Origin of the sequence: Rhodococcus sp. 14C212, assembly GCF_011058195.1 — a bacterium.
Taxonomy (GTDB): domain Bacteria; phylum Actinomycetota; class Actinomycetes; order Mycobacteriales; family Mycobacteriaceae; genus Rhodococcus; species Rhodococcus aetherivorans.
Window position 1 is genome coordinate 126,220 of the sequence record NZ_JAALEH010000002.1, and the last position, 19,814, is coordinate 146,033.

The 19,814-nt window shown below is 71.4% G+C and carries 20 protein-coding genes; 4 read left to right on the plus strand and 16 right to left on the minus strand.

Going from position 1 to position 19,814, the window contains the following annotated elements; translation table 11 throughout:
• The first annotated feature begins 59 nt into the window (after positions 1 to 59).
• On the plus strand, positions 60 to 554 hold the full coding sequence (locus G6038_RS01700; protein ID WP_165035595.1) for a hemerythrin domain-containing protein: 495 nt from the start codon (positions 60 to 62) through the stop codon (positions 552 to 554).
• An 87-nt stretch (positions 555 to 641) separates the two neighbouring features.
• Here the strand turns inward: G6038_RS01700 and G6038_RS01705 are convergent, their stop codons facing one another.
• The 4 genes from G6038_RS01705 to G6038_RS01720 are packed head-to-tail and all read right to left on the minus strand — an operon-like array spanning position 642 to position 4,024.
• Positions 642 to 1,346: a phosphodiesterase gene (locus tag G6038_RS01705; RefSeq protein ID WP_165035597.1), complete on the minus strand. Its 705-nt coding sequence runs from the start codon at positions 1,344 to 1,346 to the stop codon at positions 642 to 644.
• A 44-nt stretch (positions 1,347 to 1,390) separates the two neighbouring features.
• On the minus strand, positions 1,391 to 1,972 hold the full coding sequence (locus G6038_RS01710) for a hypothetical protein (RefSeq protein WP_165035685.1): 582 nt from the start codon (positions 1,970 to 1,972) through the stop codon (positions 1,391 to 1,393).
• Between the two features lie 49 nt (positions 1,973 to 2,021).
• A complete protein-coding gene (gene hisS / locus G6038_RS01715) occupies positions 2,022 to 3,296 on the minus strand; it encodes a histidine--tRNA ligase (RefSeq protein WP_165035599.1) in 1,275 nt (424 codons plus the stop codon).
• Positions 3,297 to 3,340: 44 nt separating this feature from the next.
• Positions 3,341 to 4,024 carry an MBL fold metallo-hydrolase gene (locus G6038_RS01720; protein ID WP_346772726.1) on the minus strand — a complete coding sequence of 228 codons (684 nt, stop codon included), beginning with the start codon at positions 4,022 to 4,024 and terminating at the stop codon, positions 3,341 to 3,343.
• A 167-nt stretch (positions 4,025 to 4,191) separates the two neighbouring features.
• On the opposite strand from G6038_RS01720, the gene G6038_RS01725 reads away from it, so the two are divergent.
• From G6038_RS01725 to G6038_RS01735, 3 genes are all read left to right on the plus strand, one after another.
• Entirely contained in the window at positions 4,192 to 5,067 is an 876-nt protein-coding gene (locus G6038_RS01725; protein ID WP_165035603.1) for a peptidylprolyl isomerase, read from the plus strand.
• Positions 5,067 to 5,867, plus strand: a complete 801-nt coding sequence (locus tag G6038_RS01730) for a peptidylprolyl isomerase (RefSeq protein ID WP_165035605.1) — start codon at positions 5,067 to 5,069, stop codon at positions 5,865 to 5,867. Before G6038_RS01725 ends, G6038_RS01730 begins: the two co-directional genes overlap by 1 nt.
• A 112-nt stretch (positions 5,868 to 5,979) precedes the next feature.
• On the plus strand, positions 5,980 to 6,774 hold the full coding sequence (locus tag G6038_RS01735; protein ID WP_165035607.1) for a peptidylprolyl isomerase: 795 nt from the start codon (positions 5,980 to 5,982) through the stop codon (positions 6,772 to 6,774).
• Positions 6,775 to 6,826: 52 nt separating this feature from the next.
• On the opposite strand, the gene G6038_RS01740 is transcribed toward G6038_RS01735, so the two are convergent.
• The 12 genes from G6038_RS01740 to G6038_RS01795 all read right to left on the minus strand — a co-directional run bounded on the left by G6038_RS01740 (position 6,827) and on the right by G6038_RS01795 (position 19,793).
• Positions 6,827 to 9,133, minus strand: coding sequence for a RelA/SpoT family protein (locus G6038_RS01740; RefSeq protein ID WP_165035608.1), 2,307 nt, complete (start codon positions 9,131 to 9,133; stop codon positions 6,827 to 6,829).
• 91 nt (positions 9,134 to 9,224) lie between these two features.
• Positions 9,225 to 9,782: an adenine phosphoribosyltransferase gene (locus G6038_RS01745; RefSeq protein ID WP_165035610.1), complete on the minus strand. Its 558-nt coding sequence runs from the start codon at positions 9,780 to 9,782 to the stop codon at positions 9,225 to 9,227.
• Positions 9,779 to 11,533, minus strand: coding sequence for an ABC transporter substrate-binding protein (locus G6038_RS01750; protein ID WP_165035612.1), 1,755 nt, complete (start codon positions 11,531 to 11,533; stop codon positions 9,779 to 9,781). Before G6038_RS01750 ends, G6038_RS01745 begins: the two co-directional genes overlap by 4 nt.
• Position 11,534: 1 nt before the next feature.
• Positions 11,535 to 12,737 (minus strand): protein translocase subunit SecF, encoded by a 1,203-nt coding sequence (gene secF, locus G6038_RS01755; RefSeq protein WP_206024128.1) that lies wholly within the window; start codon positions 12,735 to 12,737, stop codon positions 11,535 to 11,537.
• Between the two features lie 2 nt (positions 12,738 to 12,739).
• Positions 12,740 to 14,482: a protein translocase subunit SecD gene (secD, locus tag G6038_RS01760; protein ID WP_165035616.1), complete on the minus strand. Its 1,743-nt coding sequence runs from the start codon at positions 14,480 to 14,482 to the stop codon at positions 12,740 to 12,742.
• Between the two features lie 125 nt (positions 14,483 to 14,607).
• Positions 14,608 to 14,949 (minus strand): preprotein translocase subunit YajC, encoded by a 342-nt coding sequence (gene yajC / locus G6038_RS01765; RefSeq protein ID WP_165035618.1) that lies wholly within the window; start codon positions 14,947 to 14,949, stop codon positions 14,608 to 14,610.
• Positions 14,950 to 15,066: 117 nt separating this feature from the next.
• The gene (ruvB, locus tag G6038_RS01770; protein ID WP_165035620.1) at positions 15,067 to 16,161 is read right to left on the minus strand and encodes a Holliday junction branch migration DNA helicase RuvB; all 1,095 of its coding nucleotides are present in this window, start codon (positions 16,159 to 16,161) and stop codon (positions 15,067 to 15,069) included.
• Positions 16,158 to 16,751, minus strand: coding sequence for a Holliday junction branch migration protein RuvA (gene ruvA, locus G6038_RS01775; protein WP_165035621.1), 594 nt, complete (start codon positions 16,749 to 16,751; stop codon positions 16,158 to 16,160). The genes ruvB and ruvA overlap by 4 nt, the downstream gene beginning before the upstream one ends.
• Positions 16,748 to 17,326 carry a crossover junction endodeoxyribonuclease RuvC gene (gene ruvC / locus G6038_RS01780; protein WP_165035623.1) on the minus strand — a complete coding sequence of 193 codons (579 nt, stop codon included), beginning with the start codon at positions 17,324 to 17,326 and terminating at the stop codon, positions 16,748 to 16,750. Before ruvC ends, ruvA begins: the two co-directional genes overlap by 4 nt.
• Before the next feature lie 101 nt (positions 17,327 to 17,427).
• Positions 17,428 to 18,180, minus strand: a complete 753-nt coding sequence (locus G6038_RS01785; RefSeq protein ID WP_100057598.1) for a YebC/PmpR family DNA-binding transcriptional regulator — start codon at positions 18,178 to 18,180, stop codon at positions 17,428 to 17,430.
• Positions 18,181 to 18,244: 64 nt separating this feature from the next.
• Positions 18,245 to 18,865 (minus strand): pyridoxal 5'-phosphate synthase glutaminase subunit PdxT, encoded by a 621-nt coding sequence (gene pdxT, locus G6038_RS01790; RefSeq protein ID WP_165035625.1) that lies wholly within the window; start codon positions 18,863 to 18,865, stop codon positions 18,245 to 18,247.
• 112 nt (positions 18,866 to 18,977) lie between these two features.
• Positions 18,978 to 19,793 (minus strand): acyl-CoA thioesterase II, encoded by an 816-nt coding sequence (locus G6038_RS01795; RefSeq protein ID WP_165035626.1) that lies wholly within the window; start codon positions 19,791 to 19,793, stop codon positions 18,978 to 18,980.
• Between the last annotated feature and the right edge of the window lie 21 nt (positions 19,794 to 19,814).

Genomic DNA, 19,814 nt, shown 5'->3' on the forward strand with positions numbered 1-19,814 from the left:
CTGGAGCGCACGCCCCTCACTGCGGCGGGCATTCGAGAACCACTTCGGCGGGAGGCCTGGTGTCCACTGACGCGATCGTGTTGTTGAAGGAAGACCACAAGGAAATCCGGAAGTTGTTCCGCGAGTTCCGCGGAGCGGACGACGGCAACGAGAAGGGCCGGATCGTCGGCCGGATCATCGAACTGCTGACGGTGCACACCTACATCGAGAACGAGGGCATGTACCCCGAGGTGCGCGCGCTGCTGCCCGACCTCGAATCGGACATCCTCGAATCGTTCGAGGAGCACCACGTCGCGGACGTGCTGGTGATGGAACTGGCCGGAATGAAACCCGACGCCGAGCGGTTCGACGCGAAGACGACCGTCCTCATCGAGAACGTCGAGCACCACATCGAGGAGGAGGAGGACGAGTGGTTCCCGAAGGTGCGGGAGGCACTCGGCCGTAAGCAGCTGCAGGAGATCGGGGCGCGGATGCTCGAGCTGAAGGAGAAGGCGCCGCGCTCCCCCGCGCAGCCCTCCGCCCTGAAGAAGACGATCGACGCCGTCGTCAGCTGACGCGTCGCCGGACCGGTTCCGGTCCGGCCCACGAAGGCCGGGGGTGCGGAGTTGCTCTGCACCCCCGGCTACTACGTTCCCGGACTACTACGTTCCAGCCGAGTCGAGGAGACCGCTCTGCGCGGACCCGTCGGATGCCCCGCGTCCCGAGCGACTGCCGCGGTATGCGTCGCGGCGGAACGGCACGAGCCAGCGCGGCCACAGCTCGACGGCCGCCGGGCGGTTGAGCACCGGATCGAACGACGGCTGCGCCTCGTCGGAGGCGGGCACCGCGGACTCGAGCGTGACACGGCCGGCCGGCACGAGCGGGCCGCGGGCCGAGGCAATGTGCAAGGAGAACACCAACGGGCCCCCGTGCCGGGCCAGGTCCCGGACGGACGTCGAGGACGGCTGGTCGCCCTCCGGGAACGCGAAGATCCACCGCGGCGCGAGGTCGACATTCGTCCGATAGGCCATCAGGGAGCCGTACCGCGCGGTCGACCAGCCCCGGGCCGGCAGCAGGACCGCCCTGGTGGGCACGTGCAGGGTGGCGAGCAGGATGTCCCACGGGCCGTCCTCGAGCGAGAACCGCAACGCCAGACCCAGGATGTCGGGCACGCCGTCGGGCGTGCCCACGGCGCCGGACAGCCGCGCGGTGACCGGCACCCGCGCCGGGGCCGGAACCGGCCACCACCGCGAATCCAGTTCCGCGACGCCCCGGAAGAGCACCCCGTGCGGATGGAACACCCGCGCCCCGCGCAGCGCGGAGGCGGCTCGGAACGGCACGGAGAACACCGAGTGCAGCGAGATCATGCGCCCCGCATACCCGGGGTGCCCGCTGCCCAATCGGTCCGCGCTCACTCGACGAGCGAGGCCACCTCGTGGTCGGTGAGCGTGGTCTGGGGCACGCGTCCGGCGTCACGGGCCAGCAGCACCGCCCGGTACAGCGGCCGCTGCTCGAGCCCGGCGTCGCGGGCCTCCGCCCGCAGCTGCTCGACCAGCACCGACGACATCGCGGCAGCCGAGGCCAGCTCGCTCGCCGCCAGCGCGTCGGCGAGCCGGCGCAACGCCAGCACGTCGAGCTCCCGGCAGCCGCCGTTCGCGTACAACGCCAGCGGGACCGACACGATCCGGTCGCCGTCGTTGAGCCGCAGCACCACCTGGCTGACCCGCAGCGCCGACACCACCAGTTCGACCCCGGCGAGGTTGCGCAGCTGCACCCGCCGGGTGCGCAGTGCCCCCTTCGCGGTGACCGTGGTGCCGTCGATCCAGCGGCGCCGGCGCAGCACCGCCACCGCACCCACCGCGGGCGGCACCCCGACGATCATCCCGGACACGACCGCGACCAGCGGGCTGGCCACCAGGTACACCAGCAGACCGGCCACCACGCCGATCAGGAGGGAGAACACCGCGACTCTCCCGGCGCGAGGCGCGAGCACCCGCGTGGGGATCAGGTCCAGACGGGTCGGCGCGGGACGGGCCGACGGGTCAGGTGCGGGCAACGACGTCCCCGACCCGGGCGACCACGTCGTCGAGCGGCACGGTGTGCTGTTCGCCGGTGCGCAGGTCCTTGACGACGATCTCGCCGGCCTCGAGTTCGCGCTCTCCCAGCACCAGCGCGACGACGGCACCGGAGCGGTCGGCGGCCTTCATCGCGCCCTTGACGCCGCGGCCGCCGTACGCCAGATCCACGCGGATGCCGGCGGCGCGCAGCCGGTGGGCGACCGGTACCAGCGTCGACTTGGCGGCCTCGCCCATCGGTACGCAGAACACCTCGCAGCGGGCGGGGCTGCCCGCGGTTTTGCCCTCGGCGGCGAGCGCGAGGACGGTGCGGTCGACGCCGAGCCCGAAGCCGATACCGGAGAGCGGCTGGCCGCCGAGCTGGGCCATGAGGCCGTCGTAGCGGCCGCCGCCGCCGATCCCCGACTGGGCGCCGAGGCCGTCGTGGACGAACTCGAAGGTTGTCTTCGTGTAGTAGTCGAGTCCGCGCACCATGCGCGGGTTGATCGTGCACGGCACGCCGAGCGCGTCGAGATGCGACAGCACCTCGTCGAAGTGGGCCTTGGCCGTGTCGGAAAGGTGGTCGAGCATGAGCGGCGCGGCGGCCGTCATCTCCCGCACGTGGGGGCGTTTGTCGTCGAGGACCCGCAACGGGTTGATCTCGGCGCGGCGGCGGGTCTCCTCGTCCAGTTCCAGCTTGAACAGGAACTGCTGCAACAACTCCCGGTACTGCGGGCGGCACGTCTCGTCGCCGAGGGACGTGATCTCGAGGCGGAACCCCTCGAGGCCCAGGCTGCGGAATCCGGCGTCGGCGACGGCGATGACCTCGGCGTCGAGGGCCGGATCGTCGACGCCGATCGCCTCGACGCCCACCTGCTGCAGCTGGCGGTACCGGCCGGCCTGGGGGCGCTCGTACCGGAAGAACGGGCCCGAGTAGCTCAGCTTGACGGGCAGCTGGCCACGGTCGAGGCCGTGCTCGATCACCGCCCGCATCACGCCCGCAGTGCCCTCCGGGCGCAGCGTGACGGACCGGTCACCGCGGTCGGCGAACGTGTACATCTCCTTGCTGACGACGTCGGTGGACTCGCCGACGCCGCGCGCGAACAGTCCGGTGTCCTCGAAGATCGGCAGCTCGATGTGCCCGTAGCCGGCCAGCCGCGCCGCGCGGGTCAGCCCGTCGCGCACGGCGACGAACTCCGCGGACTGCGGGGGGACGTAATCGGGTACACCCTTGGGCGCCGAGAACGTGGAGGGCTTGCTCAACTGTCGCTGCTTTCTCTCGTCGGTGGATCGGAGGCCGGGCCGGGTCAGCGGGAGCCGGCCAGCCCCACCAGGAACGGGTTCGACACCCGCTCCTGGCCGATGGTGCTGGACGGGCCGTGGCCGGGCAGGATCGCGGTGGCGTCGTCGCGCACGAGCAGTTTCGCCGCGATCGACGCGAGCAGCTGTTCGTGGTTGCCGCCCGGCAGGTCGGTGCGGCCGATCGACCCCTGGAACAGGGTGTCGCCGGTGAGGGCGATCTCGACGTCGTCACCGTCGGGGGTCGTCGCGTGGGTGCGCAACACCACCGAGCCCTGGGTGTGCCCCGGCGTGTGATCGACGGCGAACCGGATGCCGGCGTGCTCGATCTCGTCCCCGTCGGCCAGTTCGATCACGGTCCGCGGCTCGACGAAATCGGCACCCTCGAGGAACGGCTTCAACGTCGGGCCGATGCCGCGCCCGGGATCGGTCAGCATGTAGCGGTCGTCCGGATGGATATAGGCCGGGATGTCGTACCGGTCGGCGACGGCCTGCGCCGACCAGATGTGGTCGAGGTGCCCGTGGGTGAGCAGCACCGCGCGCGGCGTCAATCCGGACCGGGTGAGAAAGTCGGCGAGGGGCTCGGCGGCATCTTGTCCGGGGTCGACGACGACGCATTCCTTCGCGTCGTCCTGCGCGAGGATGTAGCAGTTGGTCTGGAACATCCCGGCGGGGAATCCGGTGACGAGCACGGGCATCGCTCCTACGGTGTGGGCCTTCGCGTGGCCCCTACAGCCTAGGCCGGGCTCCCCGTCGCCCGGTTCTCAGGTTGGGGTGGCAGACTCGATCCGGCTCGAACCGGGTTCCAGCGGCGACGATGGGACCGGCAACGACGATCGGTTACGGGAGGACTACTGCAGTGCCGAGCAACGCACAGCGGCGCCAGGCCGCCAAACGCAAACTCGAGCGGCAACTCGAACGGCGGGCACAGCGGGCGCGCAAGCGCCGCCAGCTGACCATCGGTCTGTCGGCGCTCGGTGTGGCGGCGGTCGTCGCGGCAGGCGTCGGCATCTGGGTGCTCGGCCGCGGCGACGACGACGCCGCCTCCACCGCCGCGTCGGAGACGACCGACCCGGCGCAGACCGAGTTCGCGGCGCTGCCCGCCGGCCGGTCGGAACCGCTGCCCGACTCGGTGAACTGTGCGTACCCGCCCGGCGGGGAACCGGCCAGGCCGGTGCAGCCGCCGCGAACCGACGGCATCCTCACCACCGGTGAGGGCAATACCGACATCAGCGTCAGCATGGAGACCACCCAGGGCAACATCGGCCTGGTCCTGCGCAACGACACCTCCCCGTGCACGGTCAACAATTTCCTGTCGCTGGCGTCGCAGGGGTACTTCGACGACACCGCCTGCCACCGCCTGACCACGTCCGACTCGCTGGCGGTGCTGCAGTGCGGCGACCCGACCGGCACCGGCGCCGGCGGCCCCGGCTACCAGTTCGCCAACGAGTTCCCCACCGACCAGTACGCGCCCGAGGATCCGGCGGCCACGCAGCCGCTGACGTACCCGCGCGGCACCGTCGCGATGGCCAACGCCGGCGCCGGCACCAACGGCAGCCAGTTCTTCCTCGTGTACGGCGACTCGATCCTGCCGCCGCAGTACACCGTGTTCGGCACTATCGACGAGACCGGCCTGGCGACCCTCGACGCGGTCGCCGCCGCCGGTGTCGAGGGTGGCGGCCAGGACGGCGCGCCGGCCCAGCCGATCTCCCTGACCAGTGTGAGGATGGACTGATGACCCGTACTCGATCCGGCGCTGCCCGCGCCGCCGTGGCCGGGGTCGGTGTGGCGCTGCTGCTCGCCGGCTGCTCCGACGACCCGGACGACGGTGCCGAGGCCGCGACGTCCGCGTCGAGCACCGCGGCCTCGGCACCGACGTCCGCGCCGTCGCTGTCCGACTTCCCGGCCCTGCCCGCCCAGCGGGCCGAGCCGCTGCCCGAAACGGTGAGCTGCGCGTACCCGTCCGACGGGCGACCGGCCGCGAAGCCGGCGCAGCCGCCACGCACCGAGGCCGTCCCCACCGCCGACACCGGCGTCACCGTGGCAACCACCCAGGGCGACATCGGGCTGACCCTGCAGGGCGAGCTGTCCCCGTGCACCGTCGGCAGCTTCCTGTCGCTGGCCTCGCAGGGGTATTTCGACGACACCGACTGCCACCGGCTGACGACCGACCCGACGCTGTCCGTGCTGCAGTGCGGCGATCCCACCGCCACGGGCACCGGCGGACCGGGCTACGAGTTCGCCAACGAGTTCCCCACCGACCAGTACGCGGCCGGGGATCCGCAGGCGCAGAATCCGATGATCTACCCGCGGGGCACGCTCGCGATGGCCAATGCCGGTCCCGGCACCAACGGCAGCCAGTTCTTCCTCGTGTACGGCGACTCGATCCTGCCGCCGCAGTACACCGTGTTCGGCACCATCGACGAGACCGGCCTGGCAACCCTCGACGAGATCGCCGCGGCCGGGGTGGACGGCGGCGGACCCGACGGACCACCGGCCGCGACGACGACGTTGACCGCCGTCCGCACGGCCTGATCCGGCGCGTCTCCCAACGCCCCGCCCGCCCGCCGGTGGGCGGGGCGTTCGCGTCCCCGCCGCGGGCAGGGGCCTGTCGGTTTGTGACGGGATCGTCTACTGTGCCGTGTCTGTGACCTCTGGTACCTCCATTGCTGCGCGCCTGGCCGCGACCCTCGGCGCGGCGCTCGCGGCCGCGGCGTGTGCCGCCTCCGACACCGAGCCCGCCCCTGCCGCGCTGCGGGCGCCGAGCACCGCGGCCGCCACCACGCCGGGGTTCGACCCGTCCGCCTACGTTGCGATGCCGCCGCGTCCCGAACCGGAGGCCGCGCCCGTCGCCTGCGCGTTCCGCGCCGCCGGGCCGGCCGCGAAGACGGCGGCTGCGCCTGCGTCGACGTCCGTGCCCGCGACCGGGACGGTGGAGCTGACGCTGACGACCTCCGCAGGTCCGGTCCCGTTGGTCCTCGAGCGGGCCGCAGCGCCGTGTGCGGTGCAGAGCTTCGTCGGCCTCGCCCGGCAGGGCTTCTTCGACGGGACCGAGTGCCATTACGTGACCGACGAACCGGGGATGCAGATGTTCCGGTGCGGCGACCCCACCGGATCCGGGACGGGAGGGCCCGGCTACACGTTCGCCGACGAGTACCCCGTCACGGTCGTCCGCGGGGAGAACGGCTACCTGCCGTCCCCCGTCGTGTATCCGCGCGGCACCGTCGCTATGGCCAACGCCGGGCACCGGGACAGCAACGGCAGCCAGTTCCTGCTCGTGTTCGGCGATTCCCTGCTCCAGCCGCAGTATTCGGTGTTCGGCACCGTCGGAGAACCCGGCCTGCGGGCGCTCGGGGAGGTCGCCGCGGCGGGCGACGACGGCTCGAGCCCCCTCGGCGGCGGCCGCCCGCTCACCCCGCTCGTGATCACCGACGTGGGGTGACGCCGGGCACCTCCGCCCGTCGCAGGTGGACCCCGGAGGGGGAGTATCGGCCCTACGCGGCGGAGGTCACCCGGTACACGTCGTAGACGCCCTCGACGTTGCGGACGACGTTGAGCACGTGGCCGAGGTGCTTGGGATCGCCCATCTCGAACGTGAAGCGGCTCACCGCGACCCGGTCGCCCGTCGTGGTCACCGACGCCGAGAGGATGTTCACCTTCTCGTCGGCGAGCGCCTTGGTGACGTCCGAGAGCAGCCGGTGCCGGTCGAGCGCCTCGATCTGGATGGCCACGAGGAACACCGACGACGGGGACGGAGCCCACTTGACCTCGATGATCCGCTCGGACTGCTGCTGCAGGGATCCGGCGTTGGTGCAGTCGGTGCGGTGCACGCTCACCGAACCGGTGCGGGTCACGAAGCCCATGATCTCGTCGCCGGGCACCGGCGTACAGCACTTGGCCAGCTTCGACACCGTGCCCGGCGCGCCGGGCACGAGGATGCCGGAGTCACCGCTCTGCCGGGACCGGGTCGGAATGGACGACGGGGTGGATCGCTCCGCAAGCTCCTCCTCGACGCCACCGACCCCGCCGAGCAGCGCGACGAGGCGCTGCACGACGTGGTGCGCCGAGACATGGTGCTCACCGACCGCGGTGTAGAGCGCCGACACGTCGGCGTACCGCAGTTCCTTGGTCACGGCCTGCATCAGGTCCGCGTTCATCAGGCGCTGCAGCGGCAACCCGACCCGCTTGACCTCCTTACCGATGGCGTCCTTGCCGGCCTCGAGCGCCTCCTCGCGGCGTTCCTTCGCGAACCACTGCCGGATCTTGGCCTTCGCACGCGGCGAGACCACGAACGACTGCCAGTCGCGGCTCGGCCCGGCGTTGGGGTCCTTGGACGTGAAGACCTCGACGACCTCGCCGTTCTCGAGCTTGCGTTCGAGCGCGACGAGCCGGCCGTTGACCCGCGCGCCGATGCAGCGGTGCCCCACCTCGGTGTGGACGGCGTACGCGAAGTCGATCGGCGTCGACCCGGACGGCAGCGTGATCACGTCGCCCTTGGGGGTGAAGACGAAGATCTCCTTCACGGCGAGGTCGTAACGCAGCGACTCGAGGAACTCGCCGGGGTCGGCGGCCTCGCGCTGCCAGTCGAGCAACTGCCGCATCCACGCCATGTCGTCGAGTTCGGCGACGTCACCCGAGTGTTTGCCCTTGGTCTCCTTGTACCGCCAGTGCGCGGCGATGCCGAACTCGGCGGTGCGGTGCATCTCGCGGGTGCGGATCTGCACCTCGAGCGGCTTGCCCTCGGGGCCGATCACGGTGGTGTGCAGCGACTGGTAGACGCCGAACCGCGGCTGGGCGATGTAGTCCTTGAACCGGCCCGCCATCGGCTGCCACAGCGAGTGCACGACACCCACGGCGGCGTAGCAGTCGCGGATCTCGTTGCACAGGATCCGCACGCCCACCAGGTCGTGGATGTCGTCGAAGTCGCGGCCCTTGACGATCATCTTCTGGTAGATGGACCAGTAGTGCTTCGGCCGGCCCTCGACGGTGGCCTCGATCCGCGACGCTGCGAGCGTCGAGTTGATCTCGGCGCGGACCTTGGCCAGGTAGGTGTCGCGCGACGGCGCCCGGGTGGCGACGAGCCGCACGATCTCCTCGTACTTCTTCGGGTGCAGGATCGCGAAGGACAGGTCCTCGAGCTCCCACTTGACCGTCGCCATGCCGAGGCGGTGCGCGAGCGGCGCGATCACCTCGAGCGTCTCGCGCGCCTTGCGGGCCTGCTTCTCCGGCGGCAGGAAGCGCATGGTGCGCATGTTGTGCAGCCGATCGGCGACCTTGATCACCAGAACCCGGGGGTCGCGCGCCATCGCGATGATCATCTTGCGGATGGTCTCGCCCTCGGCGGCGGTGCCGAGCACCACCTTGTCCAGCTTGGTGACGCCGTCGACGAGGTGGGCGACCTCCTCGCCGAACTCGGCGGTGAGCTGCTCGAGACTGTAACCGGTGTCCTCGACGGTGTCGTGCAGCAGCGCCGCGATCAGCGTCGTGGTATCCATGCCGAGCTCGGCGAGGATCGTCGCGACCGCGAGGGGATGGGTGATGTACGGGTCGCCGGACTTGCGCTTCTGCGACGCGTGCCGCTCCTCCGCCACGTCGTAGGCGCGCTGCAGCTCCGACAGGTCGGCCTTCGGGTACAGCTCGCGGTGGATCGTGACCAGCGGCTCGAGTACCGGCTTGAGGTTGGTGCTGCGCTGCCCGGTGATGCGGCGCGCCAGCCGAGCCCGCACCCGGCGGGAGGCCGACGTGGACGCCGAGGTCGGGGTCGGACCGGAGTTCTGGGACCGATCAAGATTCTGGGTCATGCCCACACCTCCCGCCGCCGATGCACACCGGACGCACCGCCGCACATTTCTCGTCGTCCGGAACCACCGGCACCTGCGCCAACTCTATCCCTCAGAGCCGAACCAATGACGTCACCGGGTACTTTTCCAGCCGCGCCCGTCCGCCGAGGGCCTCGATCTCGGTCACCACCGCCACCGCGACGACCAGGGCACCGGCCGCATCGAGAAGCTCCGCCGTCGCCGAGAGGGTGCCGCCGGTGGCGAGCACGTCGTCGACAACGAGTACCCGCCGCCCGCGCAACCGAACCGAATCCTGCGGAATCTCGATCGCCGCTGTGCCGTACTCGAGGGAGTACTCGCGGGTGTCCACCGGCGGAGGCAGCTTGCCGGCCTTGCGGACCGCGAGGACGCCGGTACCCAGAGCATGGGCGATGCCGCCGCCGAGCAGGAAGCCGCGGGCGTCGACGCCGGCCACCAGTTCCGCGTCCGGCGCGGTGGCGGCCAGCGCGGCGATGACCGCCCCGAAGGCCTCGCCGTCGGCGAAGACCGGGGTCAGGTCGGCGAAGCGGACGCCGGGCGTCGGGAAGTCGTCGACCCAGCGGGTACGGGTGGTGACCGCCGTGGCGGCGCGGTCGATCAGAGCGTGCGCTCCGGCGGGATTGCTGTTCATCTGCTGAGAATCCACCTGTCCATGTTCCAGCCCGCACCGGCAGCGCTGGGGTTGGCGACGGCGGCACGCAGGCCGCCGGCGAAGGTCGTCTCGCGGGGCTGCGCGTACAGCGGCAGGGTCGGCATCGCGGTCCACAGGATCGTCTCGGCCTCACCCACCAGACCGGAGATCGTGGCGTCGTCGGTGGTGACTGCGAGGGCGTCGAGGATCTGGTCGACCCGGGCGTCGGCGAAGCGCCCGACGTTGCTGCCGGCCGCGGAGTTGAGGGCGCCGCGAGCATCCTGCATGTCGGCCGTGCCCCCCGCCCCTGCCGCAACGGCGGTCCCGGCCAGTACCGCATCGACCTGTCCCGCCGTGAGCTGCGACGGCGTGAGCGTGTCCGAGGCGGCGTCGACCACCTCGATGCCCGCCTCGCGACAGGACTGGGCGATCAGCTCGACGGTACGGGCGCGGCGCGGGTCCGGGCCGAGGTACCCGATCCGCACCGTGATGCGGTCCGTCCCCGCCGCGGCGAGCTCGGCCTGCGCCGCGGTCGTGTCCGCCTGGTCGTAGCGGGCTGCGGGCCCGGACACGCCCGGGTACAGCGGCGAGTCGGCGGGCAGCAGCCGCGACGACGTCGTCCCGGAACCGAGTCCGGTGGCGGGCACGTCCCCGGCCCGGCCGAACTCGTCGAACAACTGCGACCGGGGCACGCACAGCGCGAACGCCCGGCGCGCGGCGGCGGCGCCGAGGCTGCCACCGCCGGTGCCCATTACGAGCTGCTCGACGTTGCGCGACGCCACGGCCGTCGTCTCCACGCCGTCCCCGAGGGACAGGTCGAGTGCCCCCGTGCCGGTGTCGGCGACGTGGACGCGGCCGTCGGAGGCCGCCGCGGACGCGTCGGTGCCGCGCGGCCACACCACGATCCGGTCGGTGCCGGGCTTGTTGCCCCACCAGCGTTCGTTGGCGACGAGGACGAGCCCGTCCTCGGCGGTGAACGACTCGATCCGGTAGGGACCGGAGGCCGGCAGTAGCGACAGGTCCAGCCGGCCGGGGGTCAGGTTCCACCCGGTGTTCCAGAACTCGGCGAGCCGGCGCAGCGCTTCGACGTCGCCACCGCCGATGGCGGCGACCACGTCGGGCACCCCCGAGACCCGGGCAGCGACGTGCGCGGGCATCAGCTCGGTGGCACCGAACAGGGCTCGCCAGTCGGCGTAGGCGCGGCCGGCGCGGAATACGACGGTGGCGTCCTTGGACCCGGTCTGGCAGTCGATCCGTTCGATGTCGACGTAGCCGGAGCGCCGGGCGGCGGAGAACAGGTTCGCCGGAGCACCCGAGGCGTCGGGCGCGGTGAATCGGCCGCTGGCGGCGGCCCAGGCCAGCACCAGGTCGTCGCACGACATCGGCACCCCGTCCGAGTACACGGAGTCCGGGGACAGCCGGTACTGGACGGTCAGCGGGTCCTGCGAGACGACGGTGGCCGCCCCGATGTCGGTGTCGGAGATCACCTGACCGGCCGGGTCGACGTAGCCGAAGCCGGGCAGCACGCGGGCCAGGGCCTGCCGTGCTCCCGAGGCGGCACCGTCCACGGTGTTGGCGTTGTAGGTGGTCACCGTGTTGTCGACGGCATACCCGATGGAGGGCAGGGACTCCTCCGTCGTGCCACAGGCGACGATGGTCGCGGCGAGCGCCGCCGCGGCGGCCGCGCCCGCGATCGCCGCGCGGACGGGCCGGCGGCGCCGGGCTCGACGTGTGTGCTCGGGTGCCGACATGTCAGTGCCTTCTCTTGGCGCGCTTTCCGGTGGGCCGGACGCCCGGTCTGGGGGTGCGCTCGGCCACCGGCGCGGCCCCGGCGCCCGCCGTCGTGATCGCTCCGATGCGCTTGGTCACGGACACGGGTGTCGCGCCGGCGTGCGCGCCGACCGCCTCCCCGGCGGGAGGCACGGTCCGCGAGCCGGCGGCGCCGCGCTTGGCGAGCACCTTGCGGGTGTGTGCGGCCACCGGCCCGCGCCATTCCTTGAGGGTCACCAGCAGCGGAGTCGCGAAGAAGATCGACGAGTAGGCGCCGACCACGATGCCGACGAGCTGGACGAGGGCCAGGTCCTTGAGGGTGCCGACGCCGAGCAGCCAGACCGCGATGACCATCAGCGCGAGCACCGGCAGCACCGAGATGACCGTGGTGTTGATCGACCGCATGAGGGTCTGGTTGACGGCGAGGTTGGCCTGCTCGGCGTAGGTCCGACGATGCAGGTGCAGGATGCCGCGGGTGTTCTCCTCGACCTTGTCGAACACCACCACGGAGTCGTACAGCGAGAAGCCGAGGATGGTGAGCAGGCCGATGACGGTGGCCGGGGTGACCTCGAAGCCGACGAGCGAATACACCCCCGCGGTGACGATCATGTCGAAGAACAGCGCGGCCAGCGCCGCGAGCGCCATGTCCCGCTCGTAGCGCACCGCGATGTAGATGCTGACGAGCACCAGGAACACCGCGAGCGCAATGAGGGCCTTCTGGGTGATCTGTCCGCCCCACGTCTCGCTGACGTCGGCGACGCTGATCGCGTCGCGCGACGGCACGCCGTCGGGCCCGGCCGGCTGGAACTCGTCGTACAGGGCGTTCTGCAGGGTCCGGACCTGCTCGAGGTCGAGGGCCTCCGAACGGATCTGAATGGAGGCGCCCGCGCCGGACCCGACGGTCTGCACCGATTCGGGCTCGGTGCCGAGGGTGTCGGAGTACACCGTCTCCACCTGCTCGGTGGTGACGCCCTCGGCGGCCGGGAGCTGGATGCGGGTGCCGCCCTCGAAGTCGATGCCCCACGTGAAGCCGCGGAGCAGCATGCTCAGCAGCGCCACCAGCACGATGGCGCCGGTGAGCAGGTAGTAGAACTTGCGGCGGCCGACGATCTCGAACGCGCCGGTGCCGGTGTAGAGGCGGGAGAGGACGCTGTGCCGGGGTGCGGTCGTGGTGGTGTCGGTCATCGTCACGCCTCCTTCGCCGAGGCAGCCGCGAGCTGGCGTTCACGGGCGACCTGCTGAATGGCGCCGAGACCGTTGACGCTCGGCTTGGACCAGAACTTCGACGTCGACGCCAGGTGCACCAGCGGCCACGTCACCAGGAACACCACCACGACGTCGAGGATGGTGGTCAGGCCGAGGGTGAAGGCGAAGCCGCGGACCTGACCGACCGCGAGGACGTAGAGCACCGCGGCGGCGATGAAGCTCACGGCGTTGCCGGACAGGATGGTCCGGCGGGCCCGGGCCCAGCCGCGGGGCACGGCGGAGCGGAAGCTGCGGCCCTCACGGATCTCGTCCTTGATCCGTTCGAAGAACACCACGAACGAGTCGGCGGTCATGCCGATGCCGATGATCAGGCCGGCGATGCCGGCGAGGTCGAGGGTGAAGTTGATGTAGCGGCCGAGCAGCACCATCACCGCGTACACGGCGAGCCCGGACAGCACCAGCGACAGCGCGACGAGCACGCCGAGCATGCGGTAGTAGACGAGGCTGTAGAGCAGCACGAGGACCAGTCCGACGACGCCGGCGATCAGCCCGGCCTCGAGCGATGCCAGGCCGAGGGTCGCGGACACCGTCTCGGCCTCCGACGCGGCGAACGACAGGGGCAGCGAGCCGTACTTGAGGGTGTTGGCGAGCTCGGTGGCCTGGGTGTTGGTGAAGTTGCCGGTGATCGAGGTCGCGCTGCCTGCGGGGGTGGCGCCCTGGATCACGGGCGCGCTGACCACCTTGGAGTCGAGGACGAACGCGGCCTGCTGCCCGATGCTGGCGGCGGTGAACTGCGCCCAGGTGCTGCTGCCCTCGGAGTCGAACGTGAGGCTGACCTCGTAGCGGGACTGCTGGGTGTTGTAGCCGGAGGAGGCGTCGGTGATCTGCTGGCCGTCGATGATGCTCGGGCCGAGCAGATAGACGGCGGTGCCGTCGGTGGAGCACGCGACGAGCGGCTTCGCCGGATCGTCGTTGCCGGCGAGCGGGTCGGCGGCCGAGCAGTCCAGGGTGGCCATGGCCTGCTGCAGGACGGCGGGGTCCTCGCTCTGCCGGGTCTCCTTGGCGGCGGCGATGTCCGCGGCGGCCCGGGCCTGCGGGTCGAGGTCCTCCGTGGGCGCGGGAGCGGGCGCCGGGGTGTCGGTGGCGGGCGCCGGGGCGTCGGTGGCGGGCGCCGGGGCGTCGGTGGCGGGTGCCGGGGTGTCGGTGGGATCCTGCGCCGGGAAGGGCCGGCCCTGGGGTTCCGGCGCGGCCGGTTCGGGAGCGGGCGTGGCGGCGTCGGGCGCCGGCGTCGCGGGGGCGGGGGCCTGCGGGTCCGCGGGCGCCGGCTGCGCGGCGTTCGCGCTGGCAATGGGCTGACCGATCACGGGCCGGATGTACAGCCGTGCGGTCTGGCCGAGGGTGCGGGCCTGCGAGCTGTCGTCGCCGGGAACCGTGATCACCAGGTTGTCACCGTCGATCACGACCTCCGAGCCGGACACGCCGAGGCCGTTCACGCGGGTCTCGATGATCTGCTGGGCCTGCCGGAGACTGTCCTGGCTGGGCGCGCTGCCGTCCGGGGTGCGGGCGGTGAGGGTCACGCGGGTGCCGCCCTGCAGGTCGATACCGAGTTTCGGTGTCGCCGACTTGTCCCCGGTGAAGAAGATCAGGGCATACAGTGCCACCAGGATCGCCCCGAACAGGGCGAGGGAGCGAACTGGATGCACCGATCCGTTGGAAGGTGCCACGGTCTGTCAGTCTCCTCGATGCGAGTGAGTGATGCGCTGGTCACGGGGCCACCGCACCCGTCGGGCGCGGCCCCCGGCGCGGCCCGCACATCGGCCGGGGTGTCGACCGGTCGGTGTCCGACCGTTCAGTGCTCGGCCGGCCGGCCGGCCGGCGGCTCGGTGTCGTCGCCCTTGTCCAGCGAAAGGCCACCGGTCTCGTCCGTCGTCGGGTCGAGATCGGCGACCCGCTCGCGGACCACGACCCGGGCCCAGGTGGTCACCACGCCGGGAGCGATCTCGAGATCGACGGTGGTGTCGGTGAGCGCGACGATGGTGGCGTGCAGCCCCGCCGTGGTCGTCACCCGGTCGCCGACCTGCAGCGAGTCCTGCAGTTCCGTGGTCTTCTGCATCTCCTTCTTCTGACGCCGGATGCCGAGGAACGTCGGCACCAGCAGGGCAAGGATCAGCAGCGGGAAGAGCAGTTCCATCGTTGAAGTCAGTCCTCGAGGTCGTCCGGTATCGGGCGCCGGCGGTCGTGGACCGGCGCAGTAGACCAGTGTGCCATTACCCGCGTGGCTCCTGTACCGGCGCCGGTGGCCGACCGGTCATTCGTCGTCGAACAGGCCGGGCTGCGGTTCGCGGGCTCGCACCTCGATGCCGCCGGTGGCGGCCTCCGGCGGCGGTGTCAACCCGAGCTGCAGCCACGCGGCCTGGGTCGCGACCCGTCCACGCGGAGTGCGCGCGATCATCCCCGCCCGCACCAGGAAGGGTTCGCAGACCTCCTCGACGGTGCCGGGTTCCTCACCGACGGCCACCGCGAGTGTGGACACGCCCACCGGCCCGCCCCCGAAGCTGCGGACCAGCGCGCCGAGCACGGCACGGTCGAGCCGGTCCAGGCCGAGCGCGTCGACGTCGTAGACCGCCAGCGCGGCCCGCGCGATCTCGCGGGTGATGATGCCGTCGGCGCGGACCTCGGCGTAGTCGCGGACCCGCCGCAGCAGCCGGTTGGCGATGCGCGGGGTGCCGCGGGAACGGCCGGCGATCTCGGTGCTCGCCTCCTCGCCCAGGTCGATGCCGAGGATCCGGGCCGAGCGCAGCAGGATCTGCTGCAGTTCCGCCGGCTCGTAGAAGTCCATATGAGCGGTGAAACCGAACCGGTCGCGCAGCGGTCCGGTCAGCGCGCCGGAACGGGTGGTGGCGCCGACGAGGGTGAACGGGGCGACCTCGAGCGGGATCGACGTCGCGCCCGGGCCCTTGCCGACGACGACGTCGACCCGGAAGTCCTCCATCGCCAGGTACAGCATCTCCTCGGCAGGACGCGCGATGCGGTGGATCTCGTCGATGAACAGCACGTCGCCCTCGACGAGGTTGGACAGCATCGCGGCCAGGTCGCCGGCACGCTCGAGAGCGGGGCCCGACGTCAGGCGCAGCGACGACCCGAGTTCGGCGGCGATGATCATGGCCATCGACGTCTTGCCCAGGCCCGGCGGGCCCGACAGCAGGATGTGATCCGGGGTGCCGCCACGCAGCTTCGCCCCGCGCAGCACCAGCTGCAGCTGTTCCCGCACCCGAGGCTGGCCGATGAAGTCGTCGAGGTTCTTCGGCCGCAGGCTCGCCTCGACGTCGCCGTCGGCGGGGGTGTACTCGGCGGTCATCGGCGCCTCGTCGGGGGCGCCCACTGAGGGGAAGTCCTCGCTCATCGGCTCTTGCCCAGCAAGGCCAGCGCCGAACGCAGCGCGGTGGAGGTGTCGGCGTGCGGGTCACCCGCGAGGACCGTGTCGGTGGACTGCTCCGCCTGCTTGACGGGGAAGCCGAGTCCGACGAGAGCCTCGACCACTTGGTCCCGCATGGGCGAGCCGACCACAGCGGCCGGGGCGGAGGTTCCGGCGAACGCGGCGACCTTGTCCCGCAGTTCGACGACCATGCGTTCGGCGCCACGCTTCCCGATGCCCGGGACCCGGGTCAGGGCGGCGGTGTTGCCGTCGGCGAGCGCCGCACGCAGCGAATCGGGATCCAGCACGGCCAGGGTGGCCATGGCGAGCCGGGGTCCGACGCCGGAAACCGTCTGCAGCAGCCCGAACAGGTCCCGGGCGTCGGGGTCGGGGAACCCGTACAGCGTCATCGAATCCTCGCGCACGATCATCGCCGTCACCAGGCGGGTGTCCTCGCCGCGGCGCAGCGTGGCCAGGGTGGCGGGGGTGGCGTGGATCCGGTAACCGACCCCCGCGGATTCGATGACCACGTGGTCGAGTGCGATCTCGAGCACTTCCCCGCGCACCGAGGCGATCACCGTGCACCTGCCTTCCGCGCGGCGGCCTGTTCCCGCAGCCGCGCCTCGTACCGTCGTTTCTGTTCGGCCGCGGCGGCCTCGGCGGCGGCCATGCGGGCGAGCATGGGCGCACGCCAGCAGTGGCAGATCGCGAGGGCGAGGGCGTCCGCGGCGTCCGCGGGCTTCGGCGCGGTGGCCAGGCCCAGGATCTTGGTGACCATGGCCGTGACTTGCTTCTTGTCGGCCGAGCCGTTCCCGGTCACGGCGGACTTCACCTGACTGGGGGTGTGGAAGGCCACCGGGATGCCGCGTCGGGCAGCGGAGAGCGCCACCACTCCCCCGGCCTGGGCCGTGCCCATCGCGGTGCGGACGTTGTGCTGGGAGAACACCCGCTCGACGGCGACGACGTCGGGCCGGAATCGGTCGAGCCAGTCCTCGGCGGCCGCGGAGATGCGCAGCAGTCGCGACGGCAGTTCCAGGTCGGCGGGTGTGCGGATCACGTCCACCGCCACGGCGGCGACCTCGCGCCCGCGGCCAGTGTCCACGATGCCGAAGCCGCATCGCGTCAGCCCCGGGTCCACACCCATCACGCGCACCCGTTCACCTCTCGACCGCTACGAACAATTGTTCGAGAGCATAGCGGCCGGGGCGGCGCGTCGCGGTATCGACACGCAGCCCCGGCCGTGAGCCGTCCGCCTCAGGCGTCGAGTTCGGCGAGGACCTCGTCGGAGACGTCGACGTTGGTGTAGACGTTCTGCACGTCATCGGAATCCTCGAGGGCGTCGACGAGCTTGAACACCTTGCGGGCGCTGTCCGCGTCGACGGGGACCTCGACCGAGGCCCGGAAGTCCGGATCGGCCGATTCGTAGTCGATGCCGGCCTCGACGAGCGCGGTGCGCACAGCGATGAGATCGCCGGCCTCGGAAACGATCTCGAAGCTGTCACCGAGATCGTTGATCTCCTCGGCGCCGGCCTCGAGCACGACCTCGAGGATCTCGTCCTCGGTGCGGCCGTTCTTCTCGAGCACGACGACGCCCTTGCGGGTGAACAGGTAGGACACCGAGCCGGGGTCGGCCATGTTGCCACCGTTGCGGGTCATCGCGGTGCGGACCTCGCCCGCCGCGCGGTTGCGATTGTCGGTGAGGCACTCGATGAGGACGGCGACACCGTTGGGCCCGTAGCCCTCGTAGGTGATGGTCTGCCAGTCCGCGCCGCCGGCTTCCTCGCCGCCACCGCGCTTGCGGGCCCGCTCGATGTTGTCGTTGGGGACCGAGTTCTTCTTCGCCTTCTGGATGGCGTCGTACAGCGTCGGATTGCCCGCCGGGTCACCACCGCCGGTCCGGGCCGCCACCTCGATGTTCTTGATCAGCTTCGCGAACATCTTGCCGCGCTTGGCGTCGATGGCCGCCTTCTTGTGCTTGGTGGTGGCCCATTTGGAGTGGCCGCTCATTCGATTGGAGCCCCTTCCGGCGAGGTGAGGTCGGACCGGGTCCGACTGGTTCGGAGGGTCGATTCTACTCCGCGCCGACCTGCCCCGAACGGACGGTGTCGACGAACAGCCGATGCACTCGCAGGTCACCGGTGACCTCGGGGTGGAACGACGTCGCCAGCACCGCACCCTGGCGCACCGCGACGACCCGTCCCGCGGCCGGTCCCTCGGGGACGGTGGCCAGGACCTGCACGCCGGGACCGACCTCCTCCACCCAGGGCGCTCGGATGAACACCGCGCGCACCGGATCCCCCTCGATGCCCGCGACGTCGAGGTCGGCCTCGAACGAGTCGACCTGCCGGCCGAACGCGTTGCGCCGGACGGTGATGTCGAGGGCGTCGAGGTGCTCGGCATCGGGACGGGTGTCGAGGACCTGCGAGGCGAGCAGGATCATGCCCGCGCAGGACCCGTAGGCGGGCAGACCGGCCTTCAGCCGGGCGCGCAGCGGCTCGAGCAGGTCGAACACCTGCAGCAGCCGGCTCATCGTGGTGGACTCCCCGCCGGGAATCACCAGGCCGTCGACGACGTCGAGTTCGGCGGTCCGGCGCACCCCGATCGCGCGGGCGCCGGCCGCTTCGAGTGCGGTCAGGTGTTCGCGCACATCGCCCTGGAGCGCGAGCACGCCGATGGTCGGAGAACTTCCCACTGTCGCCTGTTCTGTCGGGGACGGGACGACGCCCGTCCGAAGCCTGGATATCAACGCTAGCAGCCGCGGCGGGGTGTCCCGGCTTCCGGACCGCGAGCCGGATGCCGGCCCATCAGCGCAGGTAGCGGGTCAGTCCCTCCTGCACCACCGCGGCGACCATCCGCCCGTTCCGGTCGAAGATGCGGCCCTGCGTGAGAGCCCGCCCGAACCCTGCCGACGGGGACGTCTGGTCGTACAGGAGCCAGTCGTCGGCGCGGAACGAGCGCAGGAACCACATGGCGTGGTCGAGGGAGGCGCCCTGTGTCTTCTCGTCGGGATGGGCGACGCTCGCGGAGCCGAGCAGCGTCATGTCGCTCATGTACGCCAGGGTGCACACGTGCAGCACGTTGTCGTCCGGGAGCGGATCACGGACCCGGAACCACACCTGCTGCTGGGACACGATGCCGGCGCGCCGGAAGAGGCGATCCTCCGGCACCCGTCGCAGGTCCCATTCGGGCCACTCACGCCTGGCCCACAGGTTCCCGGGGTCGTCCGAGTCCGCGAGGTCGGCGAGTTCGTCGGGATCCGGCACCTGGGGCATCTCGTCCTGGTGCTCGATGCCGTCGTCCTGGACGTGGAACGAGGCGGACATGGTGAAGATCGCCTGCCCGTCCTGCACGGCGGTCACCCGCCGGGTGCCGAACGACCGGCCGTCGCGGATCGGATCGACGAGATACACGATCGGCTTCGCGGGGTCGCCGGGGCGGACGAAGTACCCGTGCAGCGAATGCACCGAGTACGCGGGATCGACGGTGCGTACCGCGGACACCAGCGCCTGTCCGGCGACCTGCCCCCCGAAGGTGCGCTGCAGCGACGTCTCCGTCGCCACGCCCCGGAAGATGTTCTTCTCGAGGTGTTCGAGCGCCAGGATCTCCTCGATCTTCGCCATGCGGGCTCCTTCCCAGTCCTG